We start from the raw sequence: 23,379 nt of genomic DNA, 5'->3' as shown, positions 1-23,379 counted from the left end.
TTAAACGGAAAGTCCGAGGTCATTCATGAACGGAAGCCTGATCCAACTCCTGGTCCTTGCCGGGATCGCGATCTTCCTCATCCTGAAGCTCCGTTCCGTCCTTGGCACCCGCGACGGCTTCGAAAAGCCCCCGATCCCGCTGGATGAGGTCCGCCCCCGCGTCCGCCGCGACTTCGAGGTGATTGAGGGCGGTCCCGACCGCGACATCACCGACCACGTTCCCGAAGGCTCGGACGCCGCCCGCGCCCTGGCCGAGATGAAGAAGGCAGAACCGTCCTTCACTGTCGGCCCCTTCCTCCAGGGCGCCCGGGGTGCCTACGAGATGATCCTCATGGCTTTCGAAAAGGGCGAGCTTGACCGCATCCGCCCCTTCCTCGCCGATGACGTCGAGGCGAGCTTCGCCGAAGCCATCGCCGCGCGCGAGGCCGAGGGTCTGACGGTCGAGGCGAGCTTCCTTGGCATCAAGGAACTGGTGCTGCACGACGCGACCTTCGCCCCCGATACCCGCATGGCCGAGATCACCGTCCGCTTCGTCGGCGAACAGAACTACGTCGTGCGCAACAAGGCCGGCGAGATCGTCGAAGGCTCCCCGCGCGAGGTGAAGAAGTCCCGCGACATCTGGACCTTCGCCCGCCAGATGGGGTCGGACGACCCGAACTGGCAGCTGGTCGCGACTGGCGACTGATCCTTGGGATGCGCCGCGCGCTCCGCACCCTGTCTTTCGCGGCGGCCGTGATGGCCGCCGTTCCCGTTTCTGCCGAAGTCCTTGATTTCGAAGCGCTCGACGGCTGGCGCGATGACAACCATCTCGCCGCGCTGGATTCCTTCCTTGGCACCTGCGACCTGATCGACCAGCCCGACTGGAAACCGATCTGTGCCCTCGCCGCCGATGTCCCGAAGGATGAAGCCTCTGCCCGCAGCTTCTTCGAGCTGTTCTTCAAGCCCGTCGTCGTCGGCCAGCCGCCCGCGCTTTTCACCGGCTATTTCGAGCCTGAACTTGAAGGCTCCCTGACCCGCACCGGCCGCTTCCGCTTTCCGATCTATGCCCGCCCGCCCGAATTGCGCGAAGGGATGGTCTACCATTCCCGCGCCGCCATCGACGGCGGGGCCATCGCCGGCCGAGGGCTGGAGATCGCGTGGCTGGACGATGCCGTGGACGTCTATTTCCTGCAGGTCCAAGGCTCGGGCCGGATCCGGCTGACGGACGGCTCGGTGATGCGGGTGGGCTATGCGGGCAAGAACGGCCACGCCTACCGCTCCGTCGGGCAGGAAATGATCCGGCGCGGCACCCATACGCTGGACCAGGTCTCGGCGCCCGAGATCGCCAACTACGTGCGGACGAACCCAGGGTCCGGCAAGGAGCTGCTGGAAACCAACCCCTCCTACGTTTTCTTCCGCAAGATCGGCACCCTGAACCCCGAGGACGGCCCCATCGGTGCGATGGGTCGGTCGATCACCACGCTGCGGTCGGTCGCCATCGATCCCAAGTTCACGCCGCTGGGCGCCCCGGTCTGGATCGAAAAGGATGGCAAGCGCCCGATCCGCAGCCTGATGGTGGCCCAGGACACGGGCGGCGCAATCAAGGGCATGCAGCGCGCCGACATCTTCTACGGGACCGGCGCGGAGGCAGGCGCGGCAGCAGGCACGGTCAAGGACCCCGGCCGCATGGTCCTTCTTTTGCCCATCGACCGCGCCTTCGCGATGCTCGAAGACTAGTCCGATGCCCCGCCGCCGCCATCTCTCGCCCGAGGAAGCCGACCTCTGGCGCAGCGTCGCACGGACCGCGCGGCCGCTGCACAGCCAGCCGCTCCACCTGCCCGAACCGCCCCAAGCGCCAGAGCCGCCGCCGATGGCCCATGCCAAGCCGCGCCTCTCGCCCTTCGTCCTGGGCGAAAAGCACCGCGCCCCGGAAAAGCGGGAACTGGCCCCGACCCTGCCCGAGCTTCTGGGCCAGGCCCCCTTGCGGATGGACGCGGGCACCCATGCCAAGATGACGCGCGGCAAGCTTCAGCCCGAGGCGCGGATCGACCTGCACGGCCTGACCCTGGCCGAGGCGCATCCCGAATTGATCCGCTTCATCCTCAACGCCCATTCCGCCGGGCTGCGGCTTGTGCTGGTCATCACCGGCAAGGGCAAGCGGCGCGAGGATACCGGCCCGATCCCCCAGCGCATGGGTGCGCTGCGCCACCAGGTGCCGCACTGGCTGTACCTGCCGCCGCTCGGCCCCGTGGTGCTTCAGGTCAGCGAGGCGCACCTGAAGCACGGGGGCGGTGGGGCCTACTACGTCTACCTCCGTCGCCGCTAGGCCAGGCGTCGCCAATCAGTCCGCCGCGCACCCGGATCAGCGCGGCGCCAGTCTCGGCCGCCCTTCTGCAATGGCCCCCACGGGCCGCAGGACAATCTCGGTCGCATTGCGCACCGTCAGCACCAGCCCGGGAAGCAGACCGACCCGCGCCCGGGCATCCGCCGTGAACGCATCCGCAATCCCGATCAGCCCGCCGAACAGGCTGAGCAGCGCCGGATTTTCCCCAAGGTTCAAGTGTCCGTCCCCGGTGTTGTAGGCCGCCGTGTCCAGGTAGATCACGTTCAGGTCCGCGACCTGCGCCACGCTTTCCATGTTCCCCAGCCGGTCTCCGGTCCCCGACAGCGTGGCCGAAATGTTCAGGACGCGGTCGCGCGAACTGCCGAAGATCACGAAGGGCTCGGGCAGCTTGCCGATGTCGCGCGCCTGTGCCCGGAACACGTCCAGGTCGAGGTCCGGGGCGATCAGCACCACGCCCTTGATCCGGTCCAGCGCGCCCGGCCCGTCCTTCAACGCCATCTGCCGCAGGCCCTCCATCGTCAGGAAGGCCCCCATCGAATGCGCGATGATGATGATTTCCCGCGCCCCCGCATCCTCGACCTCGTCCAGAAGCGAGACGAACCCGCTCCGCGCGAACATCACCGAGTCGCGGTCGTAGACATAGCCCAGCGCCGACCCGCGCGAGGGCCAGGCATAATGCACCGCCACGCCCGGCACCTTCAGGTCATGGTGCATCTGCGCCACCCGATAGACGCCCTCGGCCATCGTGTTGTTGAAGCCGTGCACATAGACGACCGCGTCGGTCTGCCCGCGCAGCTTCATCGCCGACCGCAGCGCATCGCTGAAGGCATCCGCCGAATCGAACCCGCGCGCGTCCAGCGTCAGGAAATCCCGCTTGCCGTCCGGCTTCCGCGTCTTCGGCGGCCAGTTCACCTCGCCCGGCTCCCGCTCGGGCGGGATCGCCACGTCATAGCGCAGGAAGCCCGGCTCGCCGGACCGGCCGAAGGCATAGACCTCGCCGTCCTTCATCCGGGTCGTTCCGACGAAGATCGTCTCCGGCGTTCCACCGGCCAGACCTTCGGGGGCCATGGTGAACTCGCCCCGCGCCGCGCAGCCCGCCAGCACCAGAACCATCAACAGCTTGCGCACCGCGATCTCCTCTTTCACTGACCCTCGCCCGCCCACCGATCGGCGTCAACCCGACCCCGGTGGACACGGGCGTCCCTCCGCCGCACACTGCACTCCCATCGAACAGGAGGCCCCATGACCCTTTCCGGCAAGACCGCCCTCGTCACCGGCGGCAATCGCGGCATCGGCCTCGCCACGGTACGCGCCTTGGCCGAGGCGGGCGCCACCGTCCACTTCACCGCCCGAAACGCCGCCAACATCGCCGCCGCCCAGCGCGAGCTTGGGGACATCCCCGCCACCGGCCACCTCGCGAACATGTCCGACCGGATCGCGATGGCCACCCTGCTGGACCAGCCGTTCGACATCCTGGTGAACAACGCCGCCGTCATCGCCCCCATCGGTCGGATCCTCGACATCTCGGCCGAGGATTGGGCCACCAGCATCGACATCAACCTCACCTCGCAATTCCACGCGACCCAACGCGCGCTGCGGGGAATGGTTGCCAAGGGTGGCGGGACCATCGTCAACATCTCCTCAGGCGCGGCCCACCGCCCACAGGAAGGCTGGTCGGCCTACTGCGCCGGCAAGGCGGGCCTCGCCATGCTGACGCGCTCCGTCCACCTGGAATACGGGGAGCAGGGCATCCGGATCTTCGGCTTCGCCCCGGGAGTCGTCGACACCGACATGCAGGTCGCGATCCGCGCCTCGGGCATCAACCCGGTCTCGAAGATCCCGCGCGAGAACCTCGCCCCCGCGCACGAACCCGCCCGCGCCATCGCCTGGCTCTGCACCCCCGCCGCCGATCCGCTGGCGGGACAAGAGCTTGACGTCCGCGCCCCGGACCTCCGCGCCGCCGCGGGCCTGCCGCCCCTTCCTTAGCGCGGGAAGGCCTCGGCCCCCCACAGCTCCCGCACCCGGGCATCGCGCCCGCAGGCCTCGCGGTAGAACTTGTAGGCGTTGGACTTCTTCTTCGGACCGGCCCGGGTCAGCACGATCTCGGACGACTTGTAGTAATCCTGGTGGTAGCCCTCGGCCATCCAGAACGTCCCCGCCTCCAGAACGGGCGTCACCACCTTCTGCCCCAGCGCCGCCTCCGCCTCGGCCACGGCTGCCTCGGCCGCCTTCCTCTGCGCCGCATCCTGCACGAAGATCGCCGTCCGGTAGGACGCGCCCCGGTCGCAGAACTGGCCACCGGCATCCAGCACATCCACCGACCGCAGGAACTTCGCCACCAGCTCGCCATACGAGATCACCGCCGGATCGAAGGTGATCATCACCGCCTCCAGGTGGCCGTCATGGTTGCGGTAGGTCGGGTTCTGCATCTCGCCGCCGGTGAAGCCCGAGACGACATCGCTCACCCCCGCCACCGGCTCGAAATCCGCTTCGACGCACCAGAAGCACCCGCCCGCGAGGATGGCCGTCTCTGCCTTCACCGCGCCTGTCAGACCCAGAAGCATCACCATGGCCAAACGAAACATCCGCACCTCCCCTGCTGTCGTGCGGACCGTGACCCCAGCCGGACCGCGTGACCAATCACCGATCCGTGGCTCACCGGAAGGTGAAGCCCCGGCCTGACCGGGCCAGACCGTCCGAAACTCCTTGGCCTGCCCCCGATCCCGCAATAGCCTGCCTCCCAGCGCGCGGGCCCATCCCGCTGACCCGAAACCGACCCAGGACCTGGATGCGCCACGCCCTTCTTGCCCTTTGCCTTCTTGCCGCGCCCTCGCACGCCGGCCCCTCGCTCTCGGACGCGGTCTCGGGCCTTGACCTCTTTCCCTGCGAGCTGGGCAGCCTGACCTGCACGACGCTGACCGTCCCCCTGGACCACCGCGCCAACGATCCCGCGCGGACGCTCGACATCACCTTCGCGCTGTCCTTCGCCACCAATGAAAGCCGGGGCATCCTGTTCTACTTCGTCGGCGGCCCCGGGGGCTCGGGCCTTGCCTCGGCCGACAGCTACCTTTCCGCCTTCGACCCATCGCTGACCGAGAACATGGACATCGTCTTCGTCGATCAGCGTGGCATCGGCCAGGTCCACGGCCTGTCCTGCCCGATCGCCCAGGCCCGCTTCGACAGCGCCTTCGTCCCGCTCTCGGAAACCGAGGCCCTCCTCGCCTCTGCCCGCACCTATGTCACCGATTGCACCGCCGAGATGGGGGCCGACGACCTGCTGCCCGTGGTGAACACCGACCAGGCCATCCGCGATTCCGAGGCCTTCCGCCAGGCCATCGGCGCGCCAAAGGTCTGGCTTTACGGCGAAAGCTACGGGACCCAGCTTGTGCAGGCCTATGCCACCCAGGTTCCGCAGGCGGTGCAGGGCGTGATCCTGGACGGCGTCGTCGACCTGACGCTGGACGCCGAAGCCTTTTACCGCCGCTACACCCTTGCAGCCGAGGCGCTTCTGTCCGACACCTTCGCGCTTTGCCGTGGGATCCCGGCCTGCCAGGCGGATTTCGCGACGGACCCGGCGCAGGTCTACGACGACCTGGCCGCCCGCCTCGCCACCGGCGCCGTCACCGTACCCTACACGCTCGGCCACGGCGGTCAGGTCGACCGCAGCCTCACTGCCAGCCACCTGGAAGCCAGCGCCTTCTATGCGCTCTACTCACCCGAAGGCCGGGCCGAGTTTCTCCGGGCGCTGGCCGCCGCAGGACGCGGCAACCATGTGCCGCTTCTTCAGCTTGGCTATTCCAACCTCTTCATCGACCCCGAAACCGAAATCGGGATGGAGGATCCCGCCTGGTTCGGCGCCGCCTACTACGGGATCACCTGCTCTGACTATGACAGCGGTGCGGGCAGTCCCGACGACCGCGCCCGCCGCATCCTGGACGAGGCCCGCGCCCTTGCGCCCCAGGCGCCGCGGCTTCTGCGCTCCTACTTCATCGAGCGGCTGGCCTGCGCCTACTGGCCCCACCAGGGTTCCGCGACCCGCCCCGCGCCTTATGCCGGGGGCGACTGGCCAACCCTGGTGCTGAACGGGTCCAACGACCCGATCACGCCCATCTCGATGGCCTATTCCGTCCTCGACAACGCAAGGAACGCCTACGGGATCTTCATGACCGGCGGTCCGCACGTCATCTGGGGCCGGGGTCATCCCTGCCCCGACCGGATCGTCCAGGCCCTCCTCTACGACGGCAAGCTCCCTGCCGCGCGCGAGCAGCTTTGCGAACAGGACCCCATCGCCGCCTATGTGCCCCTCACCCTGACCGACCCCGAGCAGCTGTCCCGGCCCCTCGACGTCGCCCGCGCCATCGAGACCGAGCTTCTGCACTATATCCCCCTGGTCACCTGGAATGGCGACCATCCCGTCTCGATCGGTTGCCCCTTGGGCGGCACGATCTTTGCCACGCCCGGCGACCAGGGGACCGACTTTTCTCTCATCGACTGCAGTTTCTGGCGGGATCTTTCCTTCACCGGGACGGCGCTCGAAATCCTGATGGACGAACCCGATGACAGCCTCAGCATCGACGTGACGGTCCGCGGGGCTGCCGAGGGCAAGCTCACCTACCTCCACCGCACCAAGGACGAATCCTTCAGCCTCTCGGGCACCTGGAACGGTCAACCGGCCGAGTTGCCGCGCGCGCCCTGAGGCTCCGTCGCCGCAAAAGTTAAGGGGGCGTAAACCGCCCCCTGCAACCCCTTGATTTCTCTTTGTGGACAATCCTGTCCACGCTGGACAGCCTACTTCGCCACCCGGGCGTTCCGGCTTGCGATCAGCCGCAGCCGCAGCGCGTTCAGCCGAATGAAGCCCTCGGCGTCCTTCTGGTCGTAGGCCCCGGCGTCGTCCTCGAAAGTGACGTGCTTCTCGCTGTAAAGCGAATGCTCCGACCACCGCGCCACCGTCCGGGCCGAGCCCTTGTAAAGCTTCACCCGCACCGTCCCGGTCACGTGTTCCTGGGTCTTGTCGATCAGCGCCTGAAGCGCCTCACGCTCGGGGCTGAACCAGAAGCCGTTGTAGATCAGCTCTGCATAGCGCGGCATGATGCTGTCCTTCAGGTGCCCCGCGCCAGCGTCCAGCGTGATCTGCTCGATCCCCCGGTGCGCCTCCAGCAGGATCGTCCCACCGGGGGTCTCATAGACCCCACGGCTCTTCATCCCCACAAAGCGGTTCTCCACCAGGTCCAGCACGCCCACGCCATGCTTGCCGCCCAGCTCGTTCAGCCGGGTCAGGATCGTCGCCGGGCTCAGCCGCTCGCCATTGATGGCGACCGCATCGCCCTTCTCGAAGGTGATCTCCACCATCTCGGCCGTGTCCGGGGCCTGCTCGACCGGCACCACGCGCTGCAGGACATACTCCGGGAACTCCTCCGCCGGGTTCTCGAGCACGCGGCCTTCGGAGGAGGTGTGCAGCAGGTTCGCGTCCACGCTGAACGGGGCCTCCCCGCGCTTGTCCTTGGCAATCGGGATCTGGTTCGCCTCGGCAAACTCCAGAAGCTTCGTCCGGCTGGTCAGGTCCCACAGCCGCCACGGCGCGATGACCTTGATCGCGGGGTCCAGCGCCGCGGCCGACAGTTCGAACCGCACCTGGTCGTTCCCCTTGCCCGTCGCCCCATGCGCCACCGCATCGGCCCCGGTCTCATGCGCGATCCGCACCAGGTGCTGGCTGATCAGCGGGCGGGCGATGGAGGTGCCCAGAAGATACAGCCCCTCGTACAGCGCGTTGGCCCGGAACATCGGGAACACGAAATCTCGCACGAACTCTTCCCGGACATCGACGATGTGGATGTTCTCCGGCTTGATCCCCATCAGCTGCGCCTTCGCCCGCGCCGGTTCCAGCTCTTCGCCCTGGCCCAGGTCGGCAGTGAAGGTCACCACCTCGCAGCCGTATTCCGTCTGCAGCCACTTGAGGATGATCGAGGTATCAAGGCCGCCCGAATAGGCAAGGACGACTTTCTTGGGCTTCAGCATCGGGAAGGCTCCATGCGCGGTTTTGCTGGCGCTTAATCCCAAACGCCCCCAAGGGCAAGCAATGCCCTGTGCCCCTTACAATCCCGGCATACCAAGGCATTCCTTGCCACAGCCCCGCCCTTCCGGCATCTGGGTTCCATGACCCAGTTCAGCACCGCCGCCCGCCAAGCCACCGCCGCCCTGCGCGAGCTCTTCCCCGAGACGCCGCTCCAGCGGAACGACTTCCTCTCGGCCCGCTACGACGCCGAGATCTGGCTGAAGCGCGAGGACCTCTCCCCCGTCCGCAGCTACAAGCTGCGCGGCGCCTTCAACGCCATGCGCAAGGTGCGCAAGCGCAAGCCGGACCAGCACCAGTTCGTCTGCGCCAGTGCGGGAAACCATGCCCAGGGCGTCGCCTTCGCCTGCCGCCACTTCGGGGTCCAGGGCGTGATCTTCATGCCGGTCACCACGCCGCAACAGAAGATCGACAAGACCCGCGTCTTCGGCGGCGACAACATCCGGATCGAGCTGACGGGCGACTATTTCGACCAGACCCTCGCGGCCGCCCAGTCCTATTGCGCCGACCACCAGGCGCATTTCCTGTCCCCCTTCGATGATCCCGACGTCATCGAGGGCCAGGCCTCCGTCGCCGTCGAACTGCTTGAGCAGTTGGGACAGGCCCCGGACCTTGTCGTCCTGCCAGTCGGCGGGGGCGGCCTCTCCTCTGGCGTAACCGGCTACCTGCGCGATGTGGCGCCCGAGACCGACTTCCGATTCGTGGAACCCTTGGGCGGGGCCAGCCTGACGGCCGCATTGCAGGAAGGGACTCCGACGAAACTTCCCCGCGTGAACAGCTTCGTCGACGGCGCCGCCGTGGCGCGGATCGGCGACAACACCTTCCGCATGCTCTCCTGGGTCGATGCAGGCAATGTCCTCCTCGCGCCCGAGGACCGGATCTGCGTCACCATGCTGGAAATGCTGAACCACGAAGGCATCGTCCTGGAACCTGCAGGCGCGCTGTCCGTCGACGTGCTGCCGGAACTCGCCGAGGAAATCCGAGGCAAGACCGTGGTCTGCGTCACCTCTGGCGGGAACTTCGACTTCGAGCGCCTGCCCGAAGTGAAGGAACGTGCCCAGCGCTTTGCCGGCCTGAAGAAGTACTTCATCCTTCGGATGCCCCAGCGCCCCGGGTCCCTGCGCGAATTCCTGAATCTGCTCGGCCCGGATGACGACATCACCCGGTTCGAATACCTGAAGAAATCCGCGCGCAACTTCGGTTCGGTCCTGATCGGGATCGAGACAAAGACCGCCGGCCATTTCGACGACTTCCGCCGCCGGATGGAGGGGGCGGGTCTTGCCTTCCGGGACATCACCAACGACGAGGCGCTGTCCGAGTTCCTGATCTAGGCCGCGCCCGCCTCGCCCGAGGCAAGCCCGCCCAGCAGTCCGGCGCGCGACGCCTGCCAGATCGCAGCGACCTGGCCCGTATCGATCACCTGCCCTGCGGCCGCCCGCCGCTCACCATCCTGGCAGATGGCGGCCAGGTCCGACAGGCCCAGGTTCAGCGCGCTTCCCTTCAGGAAATGCAACTGCCCCTCCACCTCGGCTGGCGGAAGTCCCGAGACCAGCGCCTGTACCGCGCCCTCGGCTTCGTCCAGGAACATGTCGGCGACCTCGACGAATCCGTCGGCGCCGATCTCCTCCCGCAATTCTGCGACCCGTCTCCAGTCAATCATGCCACCACACCCCGTTCGGCATACCCAAGGCTGCATCCTGCCGACATCGCCCTTAACAATTCGTGGCTGCCCGCCGCCGATTTCCCTCGCATTCGATCTTTCACCCGCCGTTAACACCCCGCCTCCAGTCTGACCGCAGCGGAGGTGATGCGTGTTTGTCAGCCCAATGAAACTTCAGGATGGAACGCCCGTGGCCGAGGTGCCGCGCCACGTGCTCGTCGTCGATGACAGCCGGGCGCAACGGCACATGGTCTCGATGCAGCTTCGCCGCTGGGGATACCGCGTCAGCGAATGTGAAAACGCCCGCGCCGCACTGGACTTGTGCCGCTCCTCGGATATCGACATCATCATCAGCGACTGGATGATGCCGGGCCTGACGGGCCTTGAATTCTGCCGCGAATTCAGGGGCCTGGATCGGGAAAGCTATGGCTATTTCATCCTGCTGACCTCCAAGTCCGAAACGACCGAAATCGCCGACGGACTGGAGGCCGGGGCCGATGATTTCCTGACCAAACCCGTCGCGTCCAGCGAATTGCGCGCCCGCTTGCGCGCCGGGGAACGGATGCTCGCCATGCAGGCCGAGCTTCTGGCAAAGAACAAGGTCATCGTCTCGACCCTGGTCGAGTTGCAGAAACTCTACGATTCGCTCGACCGCGACCTGATCGAGGCGCGGAAGCTTCAGCAGACGCTGATCCGCGACCGCGTCCGCGATTACGGCTGGTCGCGCGCCTCGCTGATCCTCCGGAATTCCGGCCGGGTGGGCGGCGACCTCGTCGGCAGCTTCCGCGTGGGCGAGGACCGGGTCGTCGTCTATTCCATCGACGTCTCCGGCCATGGCGTGGCCTCGGCGATGATGACAGCCCGGCTTGCCGGTTTTCTGACCGGGTCCTCGCCGGAACAGAACCTCGCGTTCCAGACCGGACCGGAGGGGGAGCACATCCTGCTGCCCCCCGCCGCCGTCGTCGACCGCTTCAACCGCCTCATGCTGGAGGAAATCCAGGCAGAGCAATACTTTACCATGGCCTTTGCCGTCATCGACCGCGCGACCGGCCGGATGGACCTCGTCCAGGCCGGCCACCCCCATCCGATGCTTATCCACCGCGACGGGCGCGTGCAGAAGCTTGGCCACGGCGGCCTTCCCGTCGGCCTTGTCGACGGCGCGCGCTACGACCAGATCACGACCCGAATTTCCCCCGGCGACCGCCTGGTTCTGGTGTCGGACGGTTTCACCGAATGCCCGCTGCCCGATGGCCGCGATTTTGGCGAGGACGGCTTGATCGAAAGCCTGCGCCTATCGGCCCATCTTAGCGGGTCCGACCTTCTGGAGGCGATGATCTGGGACCTGACCGCCAAGGCGGGGACCGACTCGTTTCCAGACGACGTATCGGGGATCGTGTTCGATCTTTTGGGCTGACCGTGTTCCTCTTGAAGGACTCACCAAAGCGCAACGCTGCCTCGCGCCCCCGACTGGACCGATAGTATCTTTCGGACCACCCTTCATGGAAGGAGCGTCGCCAACTATCATCCGGAACTGCGTCAAATGCTGCCCGACCGGATAACCTCCATTTCTTGAATAATAACAAGTCAAGCGCCTTGCCCCTGACCCGGCAGGTCTTGCAGCAAGGGAAGTAGATGACCAAGTTCGCCCTGTCCGGTCGCACCGCGCTGACCACTGTTGCCCTGGGTCTTCCCATAACCCTCTCGATGTCGGGCGCGGCCATGGCCGAAGCGAATACGACCAACTGGGCGACCTGGACGCTCCCGGCCGAGTATCCGCTGACGGGCACCGAACCGGGCATCTACTTTGCTCCCGGTGCTGCCGGTTCCGTTGTTGATCCGATCACGGGAAACACGATCAACCTGACCTTGTCGGGAGAGGTGTACCAAGCGTCATCCACGGATTTCGACTGGAGCGAATGGGGCAGTCCTGCCTATGAGTCGGAGGTGTCGCCGACCGCACCTGATGGCGGTGAGGAAATCAACTCCGGCGAGATCATCACCGCAACAGGCGCCACGGAGCCGCAGTACCTCGCGCACACGCTGGAATTCGGCACCGATGTCACCAACGCCGTGCTGGGGATCTATTCGTTGGGCAGGCCGGGCATCGAGGGGCAATTGACCTTCAGCCAGCCTTTCGTCGTGCTGAGCGGCAACGAATACCTGACCGCCGGGGGCGACGCAGAGACCGGCTATACTCTTACGGGGCAGGAGGGGAACGGTGTCATCCAGTTCCTGGGCACTTATGACAGCATCAGCTGGACCATCACCGGCGTCGAGGTCTGGCACGGCGTCAACGTCGGCCTGACCACGGTCGAAAACGAATCGGCCGGTGAAACGGTTGCCGTCTATGATCTCTTCGGTGACGGCACCGGCAACGTTGCGCCGACACCTTTCGACCCGAATCCAGACGATAGCGAGCCCGAGCCCGATCCGGTTCCAGAAGAGCCACAGCTTTCCGTGCTGGAGCGGGTTCTCGTCCAGGTCGATGAGGGGACCAATCTCGCGAAGCTGAACGGTACTTTCGTCAACATCGCCGAAAATCTCGGTGGCCCGGCGGGCGCGGGGATCGACGGCTCGATCACGAACGTGGTCATGGGATTGACCCAGCACACTCAACGGGTTGTTGCCGACGCCTCTACCGAGGCGATCGAGTTCGAAGTGCCGTCGCTTGCCTTCGGAGACATGGGCACCACCGCGCTTGGCGCAGTGAATACCGGCGAAATCGCCCTGGGCGTCAGTTCAGCTGTCGACCAGGCCAAGACCCGGCGGACCTATGCCGTCTCGTCGGCGGTCGACCAGCTGGGCGGCAGCGCGGATACTGGCGTCCTCGTGCTTAACATCGCGTCCAACATGACCGGCATCGACGGGTCGATTGCCAATACCATGTACTCGGTCAACGGCACGGTGGGTGCTTTGTCGACGACGGCCCTTGGCGCCGTCAACACCGGGACGATCACCAGCGGTGTGGACGCGGTCGTGAACGGAATCGTCAGCATTGACGGCTGACACCAGCGGTGACGGGCGAACCGGCGGCGCAATCGGAATGAAGGAAAAAGCCATGTCTCGCTCGGCAAGACACCACGTTTCCGCGGCAGGTCTGACCTTGGCCGCCCTGGCATTCGCATCCGCCGTGGCGGCCCAGGAGCCTTCGCAGCCGACCGCCAGCAGCGAGACCTTTGGAAGCTGGGTTCTGACTTGCGTCGACGACGGCAAGGCGACGGCGTGCGAAATGAACCAGAACATTGCCGATTCGACCGGCAAGCCGGTGATGCAGCTTCAGGTCGGTCTCTTCAATCAGCCGGCTCCGAACTACGCGATGCTGGCCCGGTTCCCGGTGGATGTGGTCGCAACCGCGCCGATCACCTGGTCGGCGGGCGAGACCTTGGTCCCGCTGACCTTGCGCGCCTGCCGCGGCGCGGTCTGCGCGGCCGACGGCCCCCTTCCCGAGGATGTCGTCGCTGCCCTGGTCGCAGCCGATCCGCAGGTCTTGACGCGCTTTTCCCTGACGCGGGCCGATGGAACGCAAGTGGCGGTCCCCTTGTCGCTTACCGGCTTTGCCGAAGCCTGGTCGGCCATGATTGACCGCAGCAGCTGACCGCGTTCATCCGCTCAGTTACAGGCGCTGATCTTGTTGGCGCACGCCCAACACACGCGCCAGCATCGCCCGGTCACCCGAATTCCCCAGCCGCACCAGGGCCTCCTTGACCGGCAGCCAGACCGCAGTGTGCCCGGCCTCGGACGGCGGACCCAGCCGCCGCACCGGCTGGGCCAGGTAGACCGTGCACAGCTTCTCGGCCCAAAGGTCGTATTCCGGCATGTAGGTGAACCGCCGGAACGCCCCCAGCTGCCGACGCACCGCAATCTTCCAGCCGGTTTCCTCGAACACCTCGCGGTGCAGCGCCGCGATCGGATGCTCGCCCTTGTCGATCCCCCCGCCGGGCAGCTGGAACTCCGGCACCGGTTCCGCCTGGTGCGTCGCAAGGATGTGGTCGCCGTCCAGAAGCACCGCATAGACCCCCGGCCGCCGCCGGTATCGCTGCCCCGGTTTCACCGCCTCGCCATAGCGCCGGATCATGCCTTACCCCTTGGACCTTCGGTTGCTCTGCCTATATAGGCGCGATATGCCAGCATTTGGCACCATCAGGAACTCCCCATGACCACCGGTTCGCAAATCGCCTGGGACGATACCGTCCTGCCATTCCAGCTTGACGCCTCGGGCATCCGCGGCCGCGTCGCCCGCCTGGACGGGGTCCTCGACCAGGTCCTGAAGCAGCACGCCTACCCCTCGGTGATCGAGGCCCTGGTGGCCGAAACCGCCCTGCTCACCGCGCTGATCGGCCAGACCATCAAGCTGCGCTGGAAGCTCTCGCTGCAGGTCCGCGGCAAGGGCGCCGCCCGCCTCATCGCCACCGACTACTACGGCCCGACCGAGGACGGCGAGCCCGCCCGCATCCGCGCCTACGCGAGCTACGACGCCGACCGGCTGGACCCGAACGCCGACCCCTTCTCCCAGATCGGTGAGGGCTATTTCGCCGTCATGATCGACCAGGGCGAAGGCATGCTCCCCTACCAGGGCTTCACCCCCATCGCCGGGAAAAGCCTGTCCGACTGCGCCCAGACCTACTTCGCCCAGTCCGAACAGATCCCGACCCGCTTCCAGCTCGCCTACGGCGAAAGCACCGAACCCGGCCGCCCGATGCACTGGCGCGCCGGCGGCATCATGCTGCAGCACATGCCCGCCGTGGGTGGTGTCGCCGCCGAACAGGGCTCGGGCGAGGGCGGCCTTCTGACCCACGCCGACATCCTGGGCGGCGCCGAGTCGGAGGACTGGAACCGAGCCAACCTCCTCCTCGACACCGTGGAAACGCTGGAGATGATCGGCCCCTCGGTCCCGCCCACCGACCTCCTCGTCCGCCTCTTCCACGAGGAAGGCCCCCGCGTTTTCGACGCCCAGCCGGTGCGCTTTGGCTGCTCCTGCTCCGAGGACAAGGTGCGCAACACGATGTCGATCTACAGCCAGAAGGACATCGCGCAGATGACCACCGCCGAAGGCGTCGTCACCGCCGACTGCCAGTTCTGCGGCGCGCATTACGAGCTGGACCCCAAGACCCTGGGGTTCGAAGGGGTCAAGCCGGAATGACCAACCCCGAGGACGCCCTGCGCGCGGCGCTCGCCCGCCCCGCCGGGCCGTCCTCGGATTTCGACCTGAACCCCGGCATCCGGCCCCTAACGGACAAACCCCTCCGCCCCGCCGCCGTGCTGGTCCCGGTCTGGCTGCGCGAGGATGGCCCCCGACTGATCCTGACCAAACGCTCCTCGCACCTGAAGCACCACCCCGGCCAGATCGCCTTCCCGGGCGGCAAGGTCGACCCTACCGACGCCACCCCCGAGGCCGCCGCGCTGCGCGAGACGCGTGAGGAAATCGGCCTCCCCGAACCCCGCGTCGAAATCCTGGGCCACCTCCCCATCCACGAAACCGTCACCGGCTTCGCCGTCACCCCCTTCGTCGGCCTGATCCGCGGCCCCTTCGACCCCGTGCCCGAGGCCGGAGAGGTCGACGAGGTCTTCACTGTCCCCCTCTCCCACGTCCTCACCCCCGCCCGCTTCGCAATCGAGCGCCGCCGGTGGATGGGCGTCTGGCGCCGCTACTATGCCGTCCCCTACGGCCCCTATTATATCTGGGGCGCCACCGCGCGCATCCTGCGGGGGCTTGCGGACCGAGTGCAGGCCTAACCCTCCCCTTCCATTCTATGTCCCCAAATATCCCGGGGTCCGGGGCAGCGCCCCGGGGGCCAGCCGCAAGCGCACCCCTATCCGTCTCGCGAATCCGCCCCTATCCTGCCCCCATGAGCGTCTCACCCAACACCATCACCGGCGACTGGCTGACCCACCCAGGCACCCAAGGCCTGATGCAGGCGCTGGAAACAGCGGGCCACAAGGCGCTGTTCGTCGGCGGCTGCGTCCGCAATGCGCTCCTCCAAGAACCCGTCAGCGACGTCGACATTTCCACCGACGCGACCCCCGAAACCGTCTCCACCATCGCGGAAAGGGCTGGTTTCAAACCCGTCCCGACCGGCATCGACCACGGCACCGTCACCGTCGTGGCCGAGCGCAAGCCGCACGAGGTCACCACCTTCCGCCGTGACGTGGAGACCGACGGCCGCCGCGCCGTGGTGGCCTTTTCGGACAAGATCGAGGAAGACGCCCAACGCCGCGACTTCACGATGAACGCCCTTTACGCCGATCGACACGGCCAGGTGATCGACCCCCTGCACGGCCTCCCCGACCTGCAAGCCCGCCGCGTCCGCTTCGTCGGCGACCCCGAGATCCGCATCCGCGAGGACTACCTCCGCATCCTCCGCTTCTTCCGCTTCCACGCCGCCTATGGCGACCCGGCCGAGGGCCTCGACCCCGAAGGGCTCGCTGCCTGCGCCGCGCTCGCCGACGGCCTGAACAGCATCTCGAAAGAACGCATCACCGCGGAGCTGAAGAAACTCCTCACCGCCCACGACCCCGCCCCCGCCGTCGCCGCCATGTCCCACGCCGGTATCCTCGCTTTGGTCCTTCCCGGCGCCGACCCCCGCGCCCTGGCCCCGCTCGTCCACCTCGACGCCGAGGAAAACCCCCGCTGGCTCCGCCGCCTGGCCGTCCTCGGCGGCGACACCGACCAGCTCCGCCTCTCCAAGGCCGAGGCCCGCGACCTCACCGCCCTCCGATCCGCCACCGGCTCCTCCGACACCCCTGCCGCGCTGGGCTGGCGGCTGGGCGAGACCCTTGGCACCGACGCTATCTTCGCTCGCGCCGCCACCTTCGGCGCTCATCCCCCCACCGACTGGCAGGCCGAACTCCAGCGCGGCGCGACCGCCCGCTTCCCGGTTTCCGCCGCCGACCTGATGCCCGGCCTGCAGGGCGAAGCCCTTGGCGCAAAGCTCAAGCTGCTGGAATCGCAGTGGCTTTCCTCCAACCTGACGCTCTCGAAGGACGATCTGCTGAAAGGGGCGTGACAAAACGCCGCGACTCGGCTACGCATGGCCGACCCAAGAAGGAGACCAGCATGGAACACGGGATCTCACATCAGCTCGCCTGAGTTGACCGGTCCCGTCGTGGCGGTCGCTCACCAGCCCCGCCCAAGCCCATTGCTGCATCTCTTCAGGGTCCTCCCCAATGTTCCGTTTTCTCGAAAACCTCGTCGATCCCTATCAGCCCTATGCTGAGCAGGACGCCCCGCCCCGCAAGCTCTGGCCCTTCCTGAAGGACTACATCCGTCCGTTCAAAGGCATCTTCGCGATCACCGCCCTTTTCTCGGTCGGCAACGCGGTGCTGGACGTCGGCATGATCTGGTACCTGAGCCGCCTCGTCGACCTGATGTCCGGCCAGACCCCCCAGGCCTTCCTGCAGAACCACTGGACCGAGATCATGATCGCCGCGCTGGTGATCCTGGTCGTCCGGCCCCTGGTCGCGGGTGGGTCCGTGGGCCTCCTCCACAACACGATCCTGACGAACTTCGGCACGATGATGCGGTGGCGGGCGCACCGCCATGTCCTGCGCCAGCCTGTCGGCTGGTTCGAAAGCGACTTCGCGGGCCGCATCGCCAACCGCATCATGCAGGCCCCGCCCGCCGCCGGGGACGCGGTGTTCCAGGTCTTCGACATGGCCGCCTTCGCCGCCGCCACCTTCCTCGGCGCGCTGATCATGCTGGCCGAGGCGGACCCCCGGCTGATGGTTCCGCTCCTCCTCTGGCTCGTCGGCTACCTGTCGCTGATGCGCTGGACCATCCGCCGCGCCGGCCCCGCCGCCACGGCCTCCTCCGACGCGCGCAGCGCCGTGACGGGACGCGTGGTGGACAGCTACACCAACATCCACTCGGTCAAGCTCTTCGCCCACCAGGCATCCGAGGAGAACTACGCCAAGGAGGCCATCGAACACGCCCGCAGCACCTTCCAGAAGGAAATGCGGATCGTGACCAAGATGGACATCACGCTGACCTTCCTGAACGGGCTGATGATCCTGTCCGTCTCCGCCTTGGCCATGTGGCTCTGGACCCACGACCTCGCCACCGTCGGCGTCGTCGCCGGGGCCGTCGCGCTGGTCCTGCGGCTGCACTCGATGACCTACTGGATCATGTGGGCCTCGACCCAACTCGTCCAGAACCTCGGCACGCTCGCCGAAGGGATGGAGACCATTGCCCAGCCCGTCACCCTGGTCGACAAGCCCGGCGCCAAGCCGCTCCAGTTCCGCGAGGGCCTCCTGGAGCTTAAAAACGTTTCCCACCACTACGGCCGCGGCTTCGGGGGCCTGAAGAACGTGAGCCTGACGATCCGTCCGGGCGAGAAGATCGGCGTCGTCGGTCGTTCCGGTGCGGGGAAGTCCACGCTGGTCAAGCTGATCCTGCGCTTCTACGACACCGAAAGCGGGGCAATCCTGATCGACGGCCAGAACATCGGCGACGTGACGCAGGAAAGCCTCCGCCAGAAGATCGGCATGGTCCAGCAGGATAGCTCGCTCCTCCACCGCTCGGTCCGCGACAACATCCTCTACGGCCGCCCCGAGGCGAGCGAAGAGCAGATGATCGCCGCCGCAAAGAAGGCCGAGGCGCATGACTTCATCCTCACGCTAGAGGACCCGCAGGGCCGCAAGGGCTACGACGCCCATGTCGGCGAACGCGGCGTCAAGCTCTCCGGCGGCCAGCGCCAGCGTGTCGCCATCGCCCGGGTGATCCTGAAGGACGCCCCGATCCTGATCCTGGACGAGGCGACGAGCGCCCTCGACTCCGAAGCAGAAGCCGCCATCCAGGGCGCGCTTTACGGCGTGATGGAGGGCAAGACGGTGATCGCCATCGCCCACCGCCTCTCCACCATTGCCGCGATGGACCGGATCGTGGTGCTGGAGGACGGCGAGGTGGTCGAGGACGGCCCCCACGCCGACCTCCTCCGCAAAGGCGGCCTCTACGCCCGCTTCTGGGCGCGCCAGTCCGGCGGCTTCATCGGCCTGGAAGAGGAAGCGGCGGAGTGATCCCCCGCCTCACAGGGAACTGAGCACCTCCGCACGGCGTAATCCCTTGCTTCCCCTCAAGGACCGGCCTACCTCTCCTCCATGAGCGCCCTTCAAAGCCTCGGCTCCCTCATCGATGCCTTCCGACCCGCCGACGGCCCCCCGCCGCAACGGCTGGGCGCGTTCATGCGCTGGTCGCTGGCGGGTTCCTGGCCGATGCTCATCGTCGCGGGCATCCTCTCGTCGCTCGCGGGCGTCACGGAAGTGGTCAGCGCCCTGATCCTCGGCTGGGTCATCGACGCCGCCGTCAACTCCGGCCCCACCGACTTCTTCGCCGCGCACTGGAGCCTCGTCGTCTGGTTCCTCGTCTTCTACCTGATCCTCCGCCCCCTCGCCTTCGCCGTCTCCTCGGCCTCGAACAGCATCATCATCGGCCCCAACGTGATGCCGCTCGTCCTGTCCCGCCTCCACCGCTGGACCCTCGGCCAGGCCGTCACCTTCTTCGACAACGACTTCGCCGGCCGCATCGCGCAGAAACAGATGCAGGCCGCCCGCGCCGTCACCGACGTGGCGACCGAGGTCATCAACACCGTCTGCTTCGCGCTTGCCTCCGTCATCGGCTCGGTCGCCTTCCTCGTCGCCGTCGATGCCAAGGTCGCCGTCGCGCTGCTCGTCTGGCTGATCGCCTACATCTGGCTGATCCGCTTCTTCATGCCGATGGTCCGCAAGAACTCCGCCGCCCGCGCCTCCTCCCGCGCGATGGTTTCGGGCCAGGTCGTCGACACGATCACCAACATCAAGACCGTCAAACTCTTCGCCCACCACGCCTTCGAGGACCGCGTCGCGCTGGACGCGATGGAGGTCTTCCGCGAACGCTCGCTTGAATTCGGCGTCATCTCCACCTGGTTCCGCTTCGCGCTCATGCTGCTCGCGGGCGTCCTGCCCGTCCTTCTGATCGGCGGTACGGTGATGCTTTGGCAACAGGGCGCGGCCACCGCGGGCGACATCGCCGCCGCCGGGGCCATCGCGCTGCGGATCGCGCAGATGTCTGGCTGGGTCAGCTTCACGCTCATGTCGATCTACACCAGCGTCGGTGAGGTCGAGGACGGGATGCGCACCCTCTCCGTCCCGCACACCCTCGCCGACGCCCCCGACGCCACCCCGCTCCCCCGCATCAAGGGCGAGATCCGGTTCGACCACGTTACCTTCGCCTATGGCCGGAGCCGCGGCGGGGTCCAGGACATCGACCTGACGATCCGCGCGGGCGAGAAACTGGGCATCGTCGGCGCGTCGGGGGCGGGCAAGTCCTCGCTCGTCTCGCTCCTCCTGCGCCTTTACGACCCCGAACAGGGCCGCATCACCATCGACGGACAGGACGTCCGCAGCGTCACGCAAGAGTCGCTCCGCCGCCAGATCGGCATGGTCACGCAGGAAACCGCGATGTTCAATCGCAGCGCGCGCGACAATATCGCCTACGGTCGACCCGAGGCCTCCGAGGCAGAGATCATCGCCGCCGCCAAGGCCGCGGAAGCCGATGAATTCATTGCCAACATGCTCGATCACAACGGCCGCAAGGGCTATGACGCCTTCCTCGGCGAACGCGGCGTCAAGCTTTCCGGCGGCCAGCGCCAGCGGATCGCCCTTGCCCGCGCCTTCCTGAAGGACGCGCCGATCCTCGTGCTGGACGAGGCGACCTCCGCCCTCGACTCTGAGGTCGAAGCCTCGATCCAGGAAGCCCTGGGCCGCGTGATGGAAGGCAAGACCGTGCTGGCCATCGCCCACCGCCTGTCGACCATCGCCGCGATGGACCGGATCATCGTCCTCGACCGTGGCCGGATCGTCGAAGTCGGCAGCCATGACGAGCTCCTCCAGAAAGACGGGCTTTACGCGCGCTACTGGAAGCGGCAATCAGGCGGCTTCATCGGTACCGAAGACGAAGAAGCGGAAGCGGCAGAGTGATCGTCACCATCGACCGGCTTGGGCACCTTGGGCACGGCATCGCCCAAGGTCCGATCTACGTACCCGGCACCCTTCCCGGCGAAGTCGTGGAAGGCACCCCCGACGGCGACCGCTTGGCTGACCCCAAGATCGTCACCCCCTCGCCCAACCGCGTGAAGCCGCCCTGCCGCCACGCCCGCGCCTGCGGCGGTTGCCAGCTGCAACATGCCTCGGAGCCCTTCGTGGCCGCCTGGAAGCAAGAGGTCGTCGCCAACGCGCTCGCCGGTCAGGGCCTTTCCACCGACTTCCTCCCCCTCGTGACCTCACCGCCGAATTCCCGCCGCCGCGCCACCCTCTCGGCACGCCGCACCAAAAGCGGAGTCCTGATCGGCTTCCACGCCCGCGCCTCCGACACTATCGCGGAGATCCCCGACTGCCAGCTCCTCCACCCCGGCATCCTTGCGGCCTTCCCCGGCCTGCAGGCGCTGGTCATGGCCGGAGGATCGCGCACGACGGAACTCTCCTTGCAGGTGACCCTGACGCGCGGCGGGCCAGATGTCGTGGTCACCGGCGGCAAACCCCTCGACGCGAACCTCCGCCTGGACCTCGCCCGCCTCGTCGAAACCCACAGCTTCTCCCGCCTCACCTGGGATGGAGAGACCATCGCCCTCCGCGACCGCCCGGCCCTGACGATGGGCACCGCCACCGTCGTCCCCCCCGCCGGGGCCTTCCTTCAAGCCACGCGGGAAGGTGAAGCCGCCCTCCTCCACGCCGTCCGCCAAGCCCTCGGTCCCCAGAAGCGCATCGTCGACCTCTTCTCCGGCGTCGGCACCTTTACCCTGCCCCTCGCGCAGGACATGGAGGTCCACGCCGTCGAAGGCGACGCCGCCATGACCAAGGCGCTCGACGTTGCCGCCCGCAACACCCCGAACCTCCACCGCATCTCCACGGAAACCCGCGACCTTTTCCGCCGCCCGCTGGAACCCGACGAACTGCTCACCTTCACCGGCGCCGTCATCGACCCCCCGCGCGCCGGGGCCGAGGCGCAGACGGACCGCCTTGCAGCAAGCAAAATCCCGGTGATCGCCGCCGTCTCCTGCAACCCCGTCACCTTCGCCCGCGACGCCAGGGCCCTTGTCGCCGCAGGCTACCGCCTCGACTGGATCCAGGTCGTCGACCAGTTCCGCTGGTCCACACATATCGAGCTCGTCGCGCGCCTCTCCCGCTGACATATCCGTGAAGCCCGCCGCCCCGCCATCCGTCTAGTCAAACGGGCCAGTTTCCTGTATCCATTGGAAAAAAATACAGGCGGACTAGGGAATGCACTTCATCCGGGTTCTGACGATCCTTGTGGTCGTGTTCGGGCTTGCCGGCTGCGGCTCGAAATTCAAACGCTACAACGGACCCGAGGTGACGCAGGTCCAGGTCCACAAGGCCGACCGCAAGATGTACCTCTTCCACCACGACAAGGTGCTGAAGTCCTACGACATCGCCCTTGGCTTCGCGCCCGAAGGCCACAAGCAGTTCGAAGGCGACGGCAAGACGCCCGAGGGCCAGTACTTCATCAGCCACAAGAACCCGGATTCCAAGTTCCACCTGTCGCTCGGCATCTCCTACCCGAACGCCACCGACATCGCCTTCGCCGAATCCCAGGGCAAATCCCCCGGCGGCGACATCTTCATCCATGGCGGCCCGAACGAACGCGTCAGCCGCCGCGACTGGACCTGGGGCTGCATCGCGCTCACCGACAAGGAGATGGAGCGGGTCTATTCCATGGTGAAGCCCGGCACGCCCATCTTCATCCTGCCATGAAAAAGGGGCCCGAAGGCCCCTGATCCCGCCTGGCAGAAGGGCCGCTCAGGCCCCCGTCACCATCGTCCACCAGATCTTGCCGCCCGGCTCCTGGAACCAGGCAAAGCCCAGCCGCGTCGCCAGCGGGTCCATGATCACCACGCGGGTATCCGGCTGCGCCATCCACGAAGACAGCGTCTCCAGCTCGGTCTCGTAGGTCTCCGAGATGTTCTCGCCCAGAAGCCGGCCGGTGAAGCCCGCCCGCTGCGCCCGGACCAGCGGCGACGAGCCGTCGGACCCGAAGTGCCACGGCCGGTTCTGCACCGACATGTCCCGGGCATGAGTCGCGGCCGCCGCGTTCAGGTTCGCGTCGAACTGCACCTGCGGCAGCCCTTTCGCCGACCGCAGCGTGTTCATCGCGTCAAGGAAGCGGAACGACACTTCGCGCTCGTCCGAAATCCGGTACACCCGCGGCAGGGGCTTGCCATCGGCGCCCACTTGCGGCTCGCTCGTCGTCCCGCAGGCGGCAAGCGCCAGAGCCAGGCCCTGCACCAGGAAAACGCGTCTATCCATTCTGTCCACCAGTCCATCGCCGTCTGTTGCGGC

At 67.0% G+C, this 23,379-nt stretch carries 22 protein-coding genes; 16 read left to right on the top strand and 6 right to left on the bottom strand.

From position 1 onward, the window contains the following. Nucleotides 1–25 precede the first annotated feature (25 nt). Genes ACE3Q6_RS05275 through ACE3Q6_RS05265 form a run of 3 tightly spaced genes read left to right on the top strand, consistent with a single transcriptional unit; the run spans nt 26 to nt 2,305 of the window. A complete protein-coding gene (locus ACE3Q6_RS05275; RefSeq protein WP_374429396.1) occupies nt 26–685 on the top strand; it encodes a Tim44/TimA family putative adaptor protein in 660 nt (219 codons plus the stop codon). A gap of 8 nt (nt 686–693) precedes the next feature. Continuing rightward, nucleotides 694–1,716, top strand: a complete 1,023-nt coding sequence (locus ACE3Q6_RS05270) for a murein transglycosylase A (protein ID WP_374429394.1) — start codon at nt 694–696, stop codon at nt 1,714–1,716. Between the two features lie 4 nt (nt 1,717–1,720). Continuing rightward, the gene (locus ACE3Q6_RS05265) at nt 1,721–2,305 is read left to right on the top strand and encodes a Smr/MutS family protein (protein ID WP_374429392.1); all 585 of its coding nucleotides are present in this window, start codon (nt 1,721–1,723) and stop codon (nt 2,303–2,305) included. 36 nt (nt 2,306–2,341) lie between these two features. Here the strand turns inward: ACE3Q6_RS05265 and ACE3Q6_RS05260 are convergent, their stop codons facing one another. Next, nucleotides 2,342–3,451, bottom strand: a complete 1,110-nt coding sequence (locus tag ACE3Q6_RS05260; RefSeq protein ID WP_374429389.1) for an alpha/beta hydrolase — start codon at nt 3,449–3,451, stop codon at nt 2,342–2,344. A gap of 114 nt (nt 3,452–3,565) precedes the next feature. Between ACE3Q6_RS05260 and ACE3Q6_RS05255 the strand changes: the two genes are divergently transcribed. Then, the gene (locus tag ACE3Q6_RS05255) at nt 3,566–4,309 is read left to right on the top strand and encodes an SDR family NAD(P)-dependent oxidoreductase (RefSeq protein WP_374429387.1); all 744 of its coding nucleotides are present in this window, start codon (nt 3,566–3,568) and stop codon (nt 4,307–4,309) included. Here ACE3Q6_RS05255 and msrA read toward each other — a convergent pair. Continuing rightward, nucleotides 4,306–4,908 (bottom strand): peptide-methionine (S)-S-oxide reductase MsrA, encoded by a 603-nt coding sequence (gene msrA, locus ACE3Q6_RS05250; RefSeq protein WP_374429384.1) that lies wholly within the window; start codon nt 4,906–4,908, stop codon nt 4,306–4,308. The two genes, ACE3Q6_RS05255 and msrA, sit on opposite strands and share 4 nt — an antisense overlap. Before the next feature lie 203 nt (nt 4,909–5,111). Here msrA and ACE3Q6_RS05245 point away from each other — a divergent pair, with 203 nt between their 5' ends. Further along, entirely contained in the window at nt 5,112–7,019 is a 1,908-nt protein-coding gene (locus ACE3Q6_RS05245) for an alpha/beta fold hydrolase (RefSeq protein ID WP_374429382.1), read from the top strand. A gap of 92 nt (nt 7,020–7,111) precedes the next feature. Here ACE3Q6_RS05245 and ACE3Q6_RS05240 read toward each other — a convergent pair whose 3' ends face one another. After that, nucleotides 7,112–8,338, bottom strand: a complete 1,227-nt coding sequence (locus ACE3Q6_RS05240) for an argininosuccinate synthase (RefSeq protein WP_374429380.1) — start codon at nt 8,336–8,338, stop codon at nt 7,112–7,114. A 138-nt stretch (nt 8,339–8,476) separates the two neighbouring features. Between ACE3Q6_RS05240 and ilvA the strand changes: the two genes are divergently transcribed. Next, nucleotides 8,477–9,724, top strand: coding sequence for a threonine ammonia-lyase IlvA (gene ilvA / locus ACE3Q6_RS05235; protein ID WP_374429378.1), 1,248 nt, complete (start codon nt 8,477–8,479; stop codon nt 9,722–9,724). On the opposite strand, the gene ACE3Q6_RS05230 is transcribed toward ilvA, so the two are convergent. Further along, entirely contained in the window at nt 9,721–10,053 is a 333-nt protein-coding gene (locus tag ACE3Q6_RS05230; protein ID WP_374429375.1) for an Hpt domain-containing protein, read from the bottom strand. The genes ilvA and ACE3Q6_RS05230 overlap by 4 nt on opposite strands. 166 nt (nt 10,054–10,219) lie before the next feature. Between ACE3Q6_RS05230 and ACE3Q6_RS05225 the strand changes: the two genes are divergently transcribed. The 3 genes from ACE3Q6_RS05225 (at nt 10,220) to ACE3Q6_RS05215 (ending at nt 13,648) form a co-directional block, all read left to right on the top strand. Then, the gene (locus ACE3Q6_RS05225; protein ID WP_374429373.1) at nt 10,220–11,467 is read left to right on the top strand and encodes a PP2C family protein-serine/threonine phosphatase; all 1,248 of its coding nucleotides are present in this window, start codon (nt 10,220–10,222) and stop codon (nt 11,465–11,467) included. Nucleotides 11,468–11,685: 218 nt separating this feature from the next. Continuing rightward, nucleotides 11,686–13,059 carry a hypothetical protein gene (locus ACE3Q6_RS05220; protein ID WP_374429371.1) on the top strand — a complete coding sequence of 458 codons (1,374 nt, stop codon included), beginning with the start codon at nt 11,686–11,688 and terminating at the stop codon, nt 13,057–13,059. After that, complete coding sequence (locus ACE3Q6_RS05215; protein ID WP_374429369.1) at nt 13,049–13,648, top strand: invasion associated locus B family protein; 600 nt, start codon at nt 13,049–13,051, stop codon at nt 13,646–13,648. The genes ACE3Q6_RS05220 and ACE3Q6_RS05215 overlap by 11 nt, the downstream gene beginning before the upstream one ends. 18 nt (nt 13,649–13,666) lie before the next feature. Here the strand turns inward: ACE3Q6_RS05215 and ACE3Q6_RS05210 are convergent, their stop codons facing one another. After that, on the bottom strand, nt 13,667–14,128 hold the full coding sequence (locus ACE3Q6_RS05210) for an NUDIX hydrolase (protein ID WP_374429367.1): 462 nt from the start codon (nt 14,126–14,128) through the stop codon (nt 13,667–13,669). Between the two features lie 78 nt (nt 14,129–14,206). On the opposite strand from ACE3Q6_RS05210, the gene ACE3Q6_RS05205 reads away from it, so the two are divergent. The 7 genes from ACE3Q6_RS05205 (at nt 14,207) to ACE3Q6_RS05175 (ending at nt 22,794) form a co-directional block, all read left to right on the top strand. Further along, a complete protein-coding gene (locus ACE3Q6_RS05205; RefSeq protein WP_374429365.1) occupies nt 14,207–15,193 on the top strand; it encodes an Hsp33 family molecular chaperone HslO in 987 nt (328 codons plus the stop codon). Beyond that, entirely contained in the window at nt 15,190–15,786 is a 597-nt protein-coding gene (locus tag ACE3Q6_RS05200; protein ID WP_374429363.1) for a CoA pyrophosphatase, read from the top strand. Before ACE3Q6_RS05205 ends, ACE3Q6_RS05200 begins: the two co-directional genes overlap by 4 nt. A gap of 113 nt (nt 15,787–15,899) precedes the next feature. Beyond that, on the top strand, nt 15,900–17,057 hold the full coding sequence (locus ACE3Q6_RS05195) for a CCA tRNA nucleotidyltransferase (protein WP_374429361.1): 1,158 nt from the start codon (nt 15,900–15,902) through the stop codon (nt 17,055–17,057). Nucleotides 17,058–17,217: 160 nt separating this feature from the next. Beyond that, nucleotides 17,218–19,065: an ABC transporter ATP-binding protein gene (locus ACE3Q6_RS05190; protein ID WP_374429359.1), complete on the top strand. Its 1,848-nt coding sequence runs from the start codon at nt 17,218–17,220 to the stop codon at nt 19,063–19,065. Nucleotides 19,066–19,146: 81 nt separating this feature from the next. Then, the gene (locus tag ACE3Q6_RS05185; RefSeq protein ID WP_374429356.1) at nt 19,147–21,003 is read left to right on the top strand and encodes an ABC transporter ATP-binding protein; all 1,857 of its coding nucleotides are present in this window, start codon (nt 19,147–19,149) and stop codon (nt 21,001–21,003) included. Beyond that, on the top strand, nt 21,000–22,211 hold the full coding sequence (locus ACE3Q6_RS05180) for a class I SAM-dependent RNA methyltransferase (RefSeq protein WP_374429353.1): 1,212 nt from the start codon (nt 21,000–21,002) through the stop codon (nt 22,209–22,211). Before ACE3Q6_RS05185 ends, ACE3Q6_RS05180 begins: the two co-directional genes overlap by 4 nt. Nucleotides 22,212–22,302: 91 nt before the next feature. After that, on the top strand, nt 22,303–22,794 hold the full coding sequence (locus ACE3Q6_RS05175) for a murein L,D-transpeptidase family protein (RefSeq protein WP_374429352.1): 492 nt from the start codon (nt 22,303–22,305) through the stop codon (nt 22,792–22,794). A gap of 45 nt (nt 22,795–22,839) precedes the next feature. On the opposite strand, the gene ACE3Q6_RS05170 is transcribed toward ACE3Q6_RS05175, so the two are convergent. Further along, a complete protein-coding gene (locus ACE3Q6_RS05170; RefSeq protein WP_374429350.1) occupies nt 22,840–23,346 on the bottom strand; it encodes a CAP domain-containing protein in 507 nt (168 codons plus the stop codon). Between the last annotated feature and the right edge of the window lie 33 nt (nt 23,347–23,379).

This window comes from Tabrizicola sp., assembly GCF_041913445.1.
GTDB lineage: Bacteria > Pseudomonadota > Alphaproteobacteria > Rhodobacterales > Rhodobacteraceae > Tabrizicola.
This window is presented reverse-complemented; position numbering and strand designations above follow the sequence as displayed.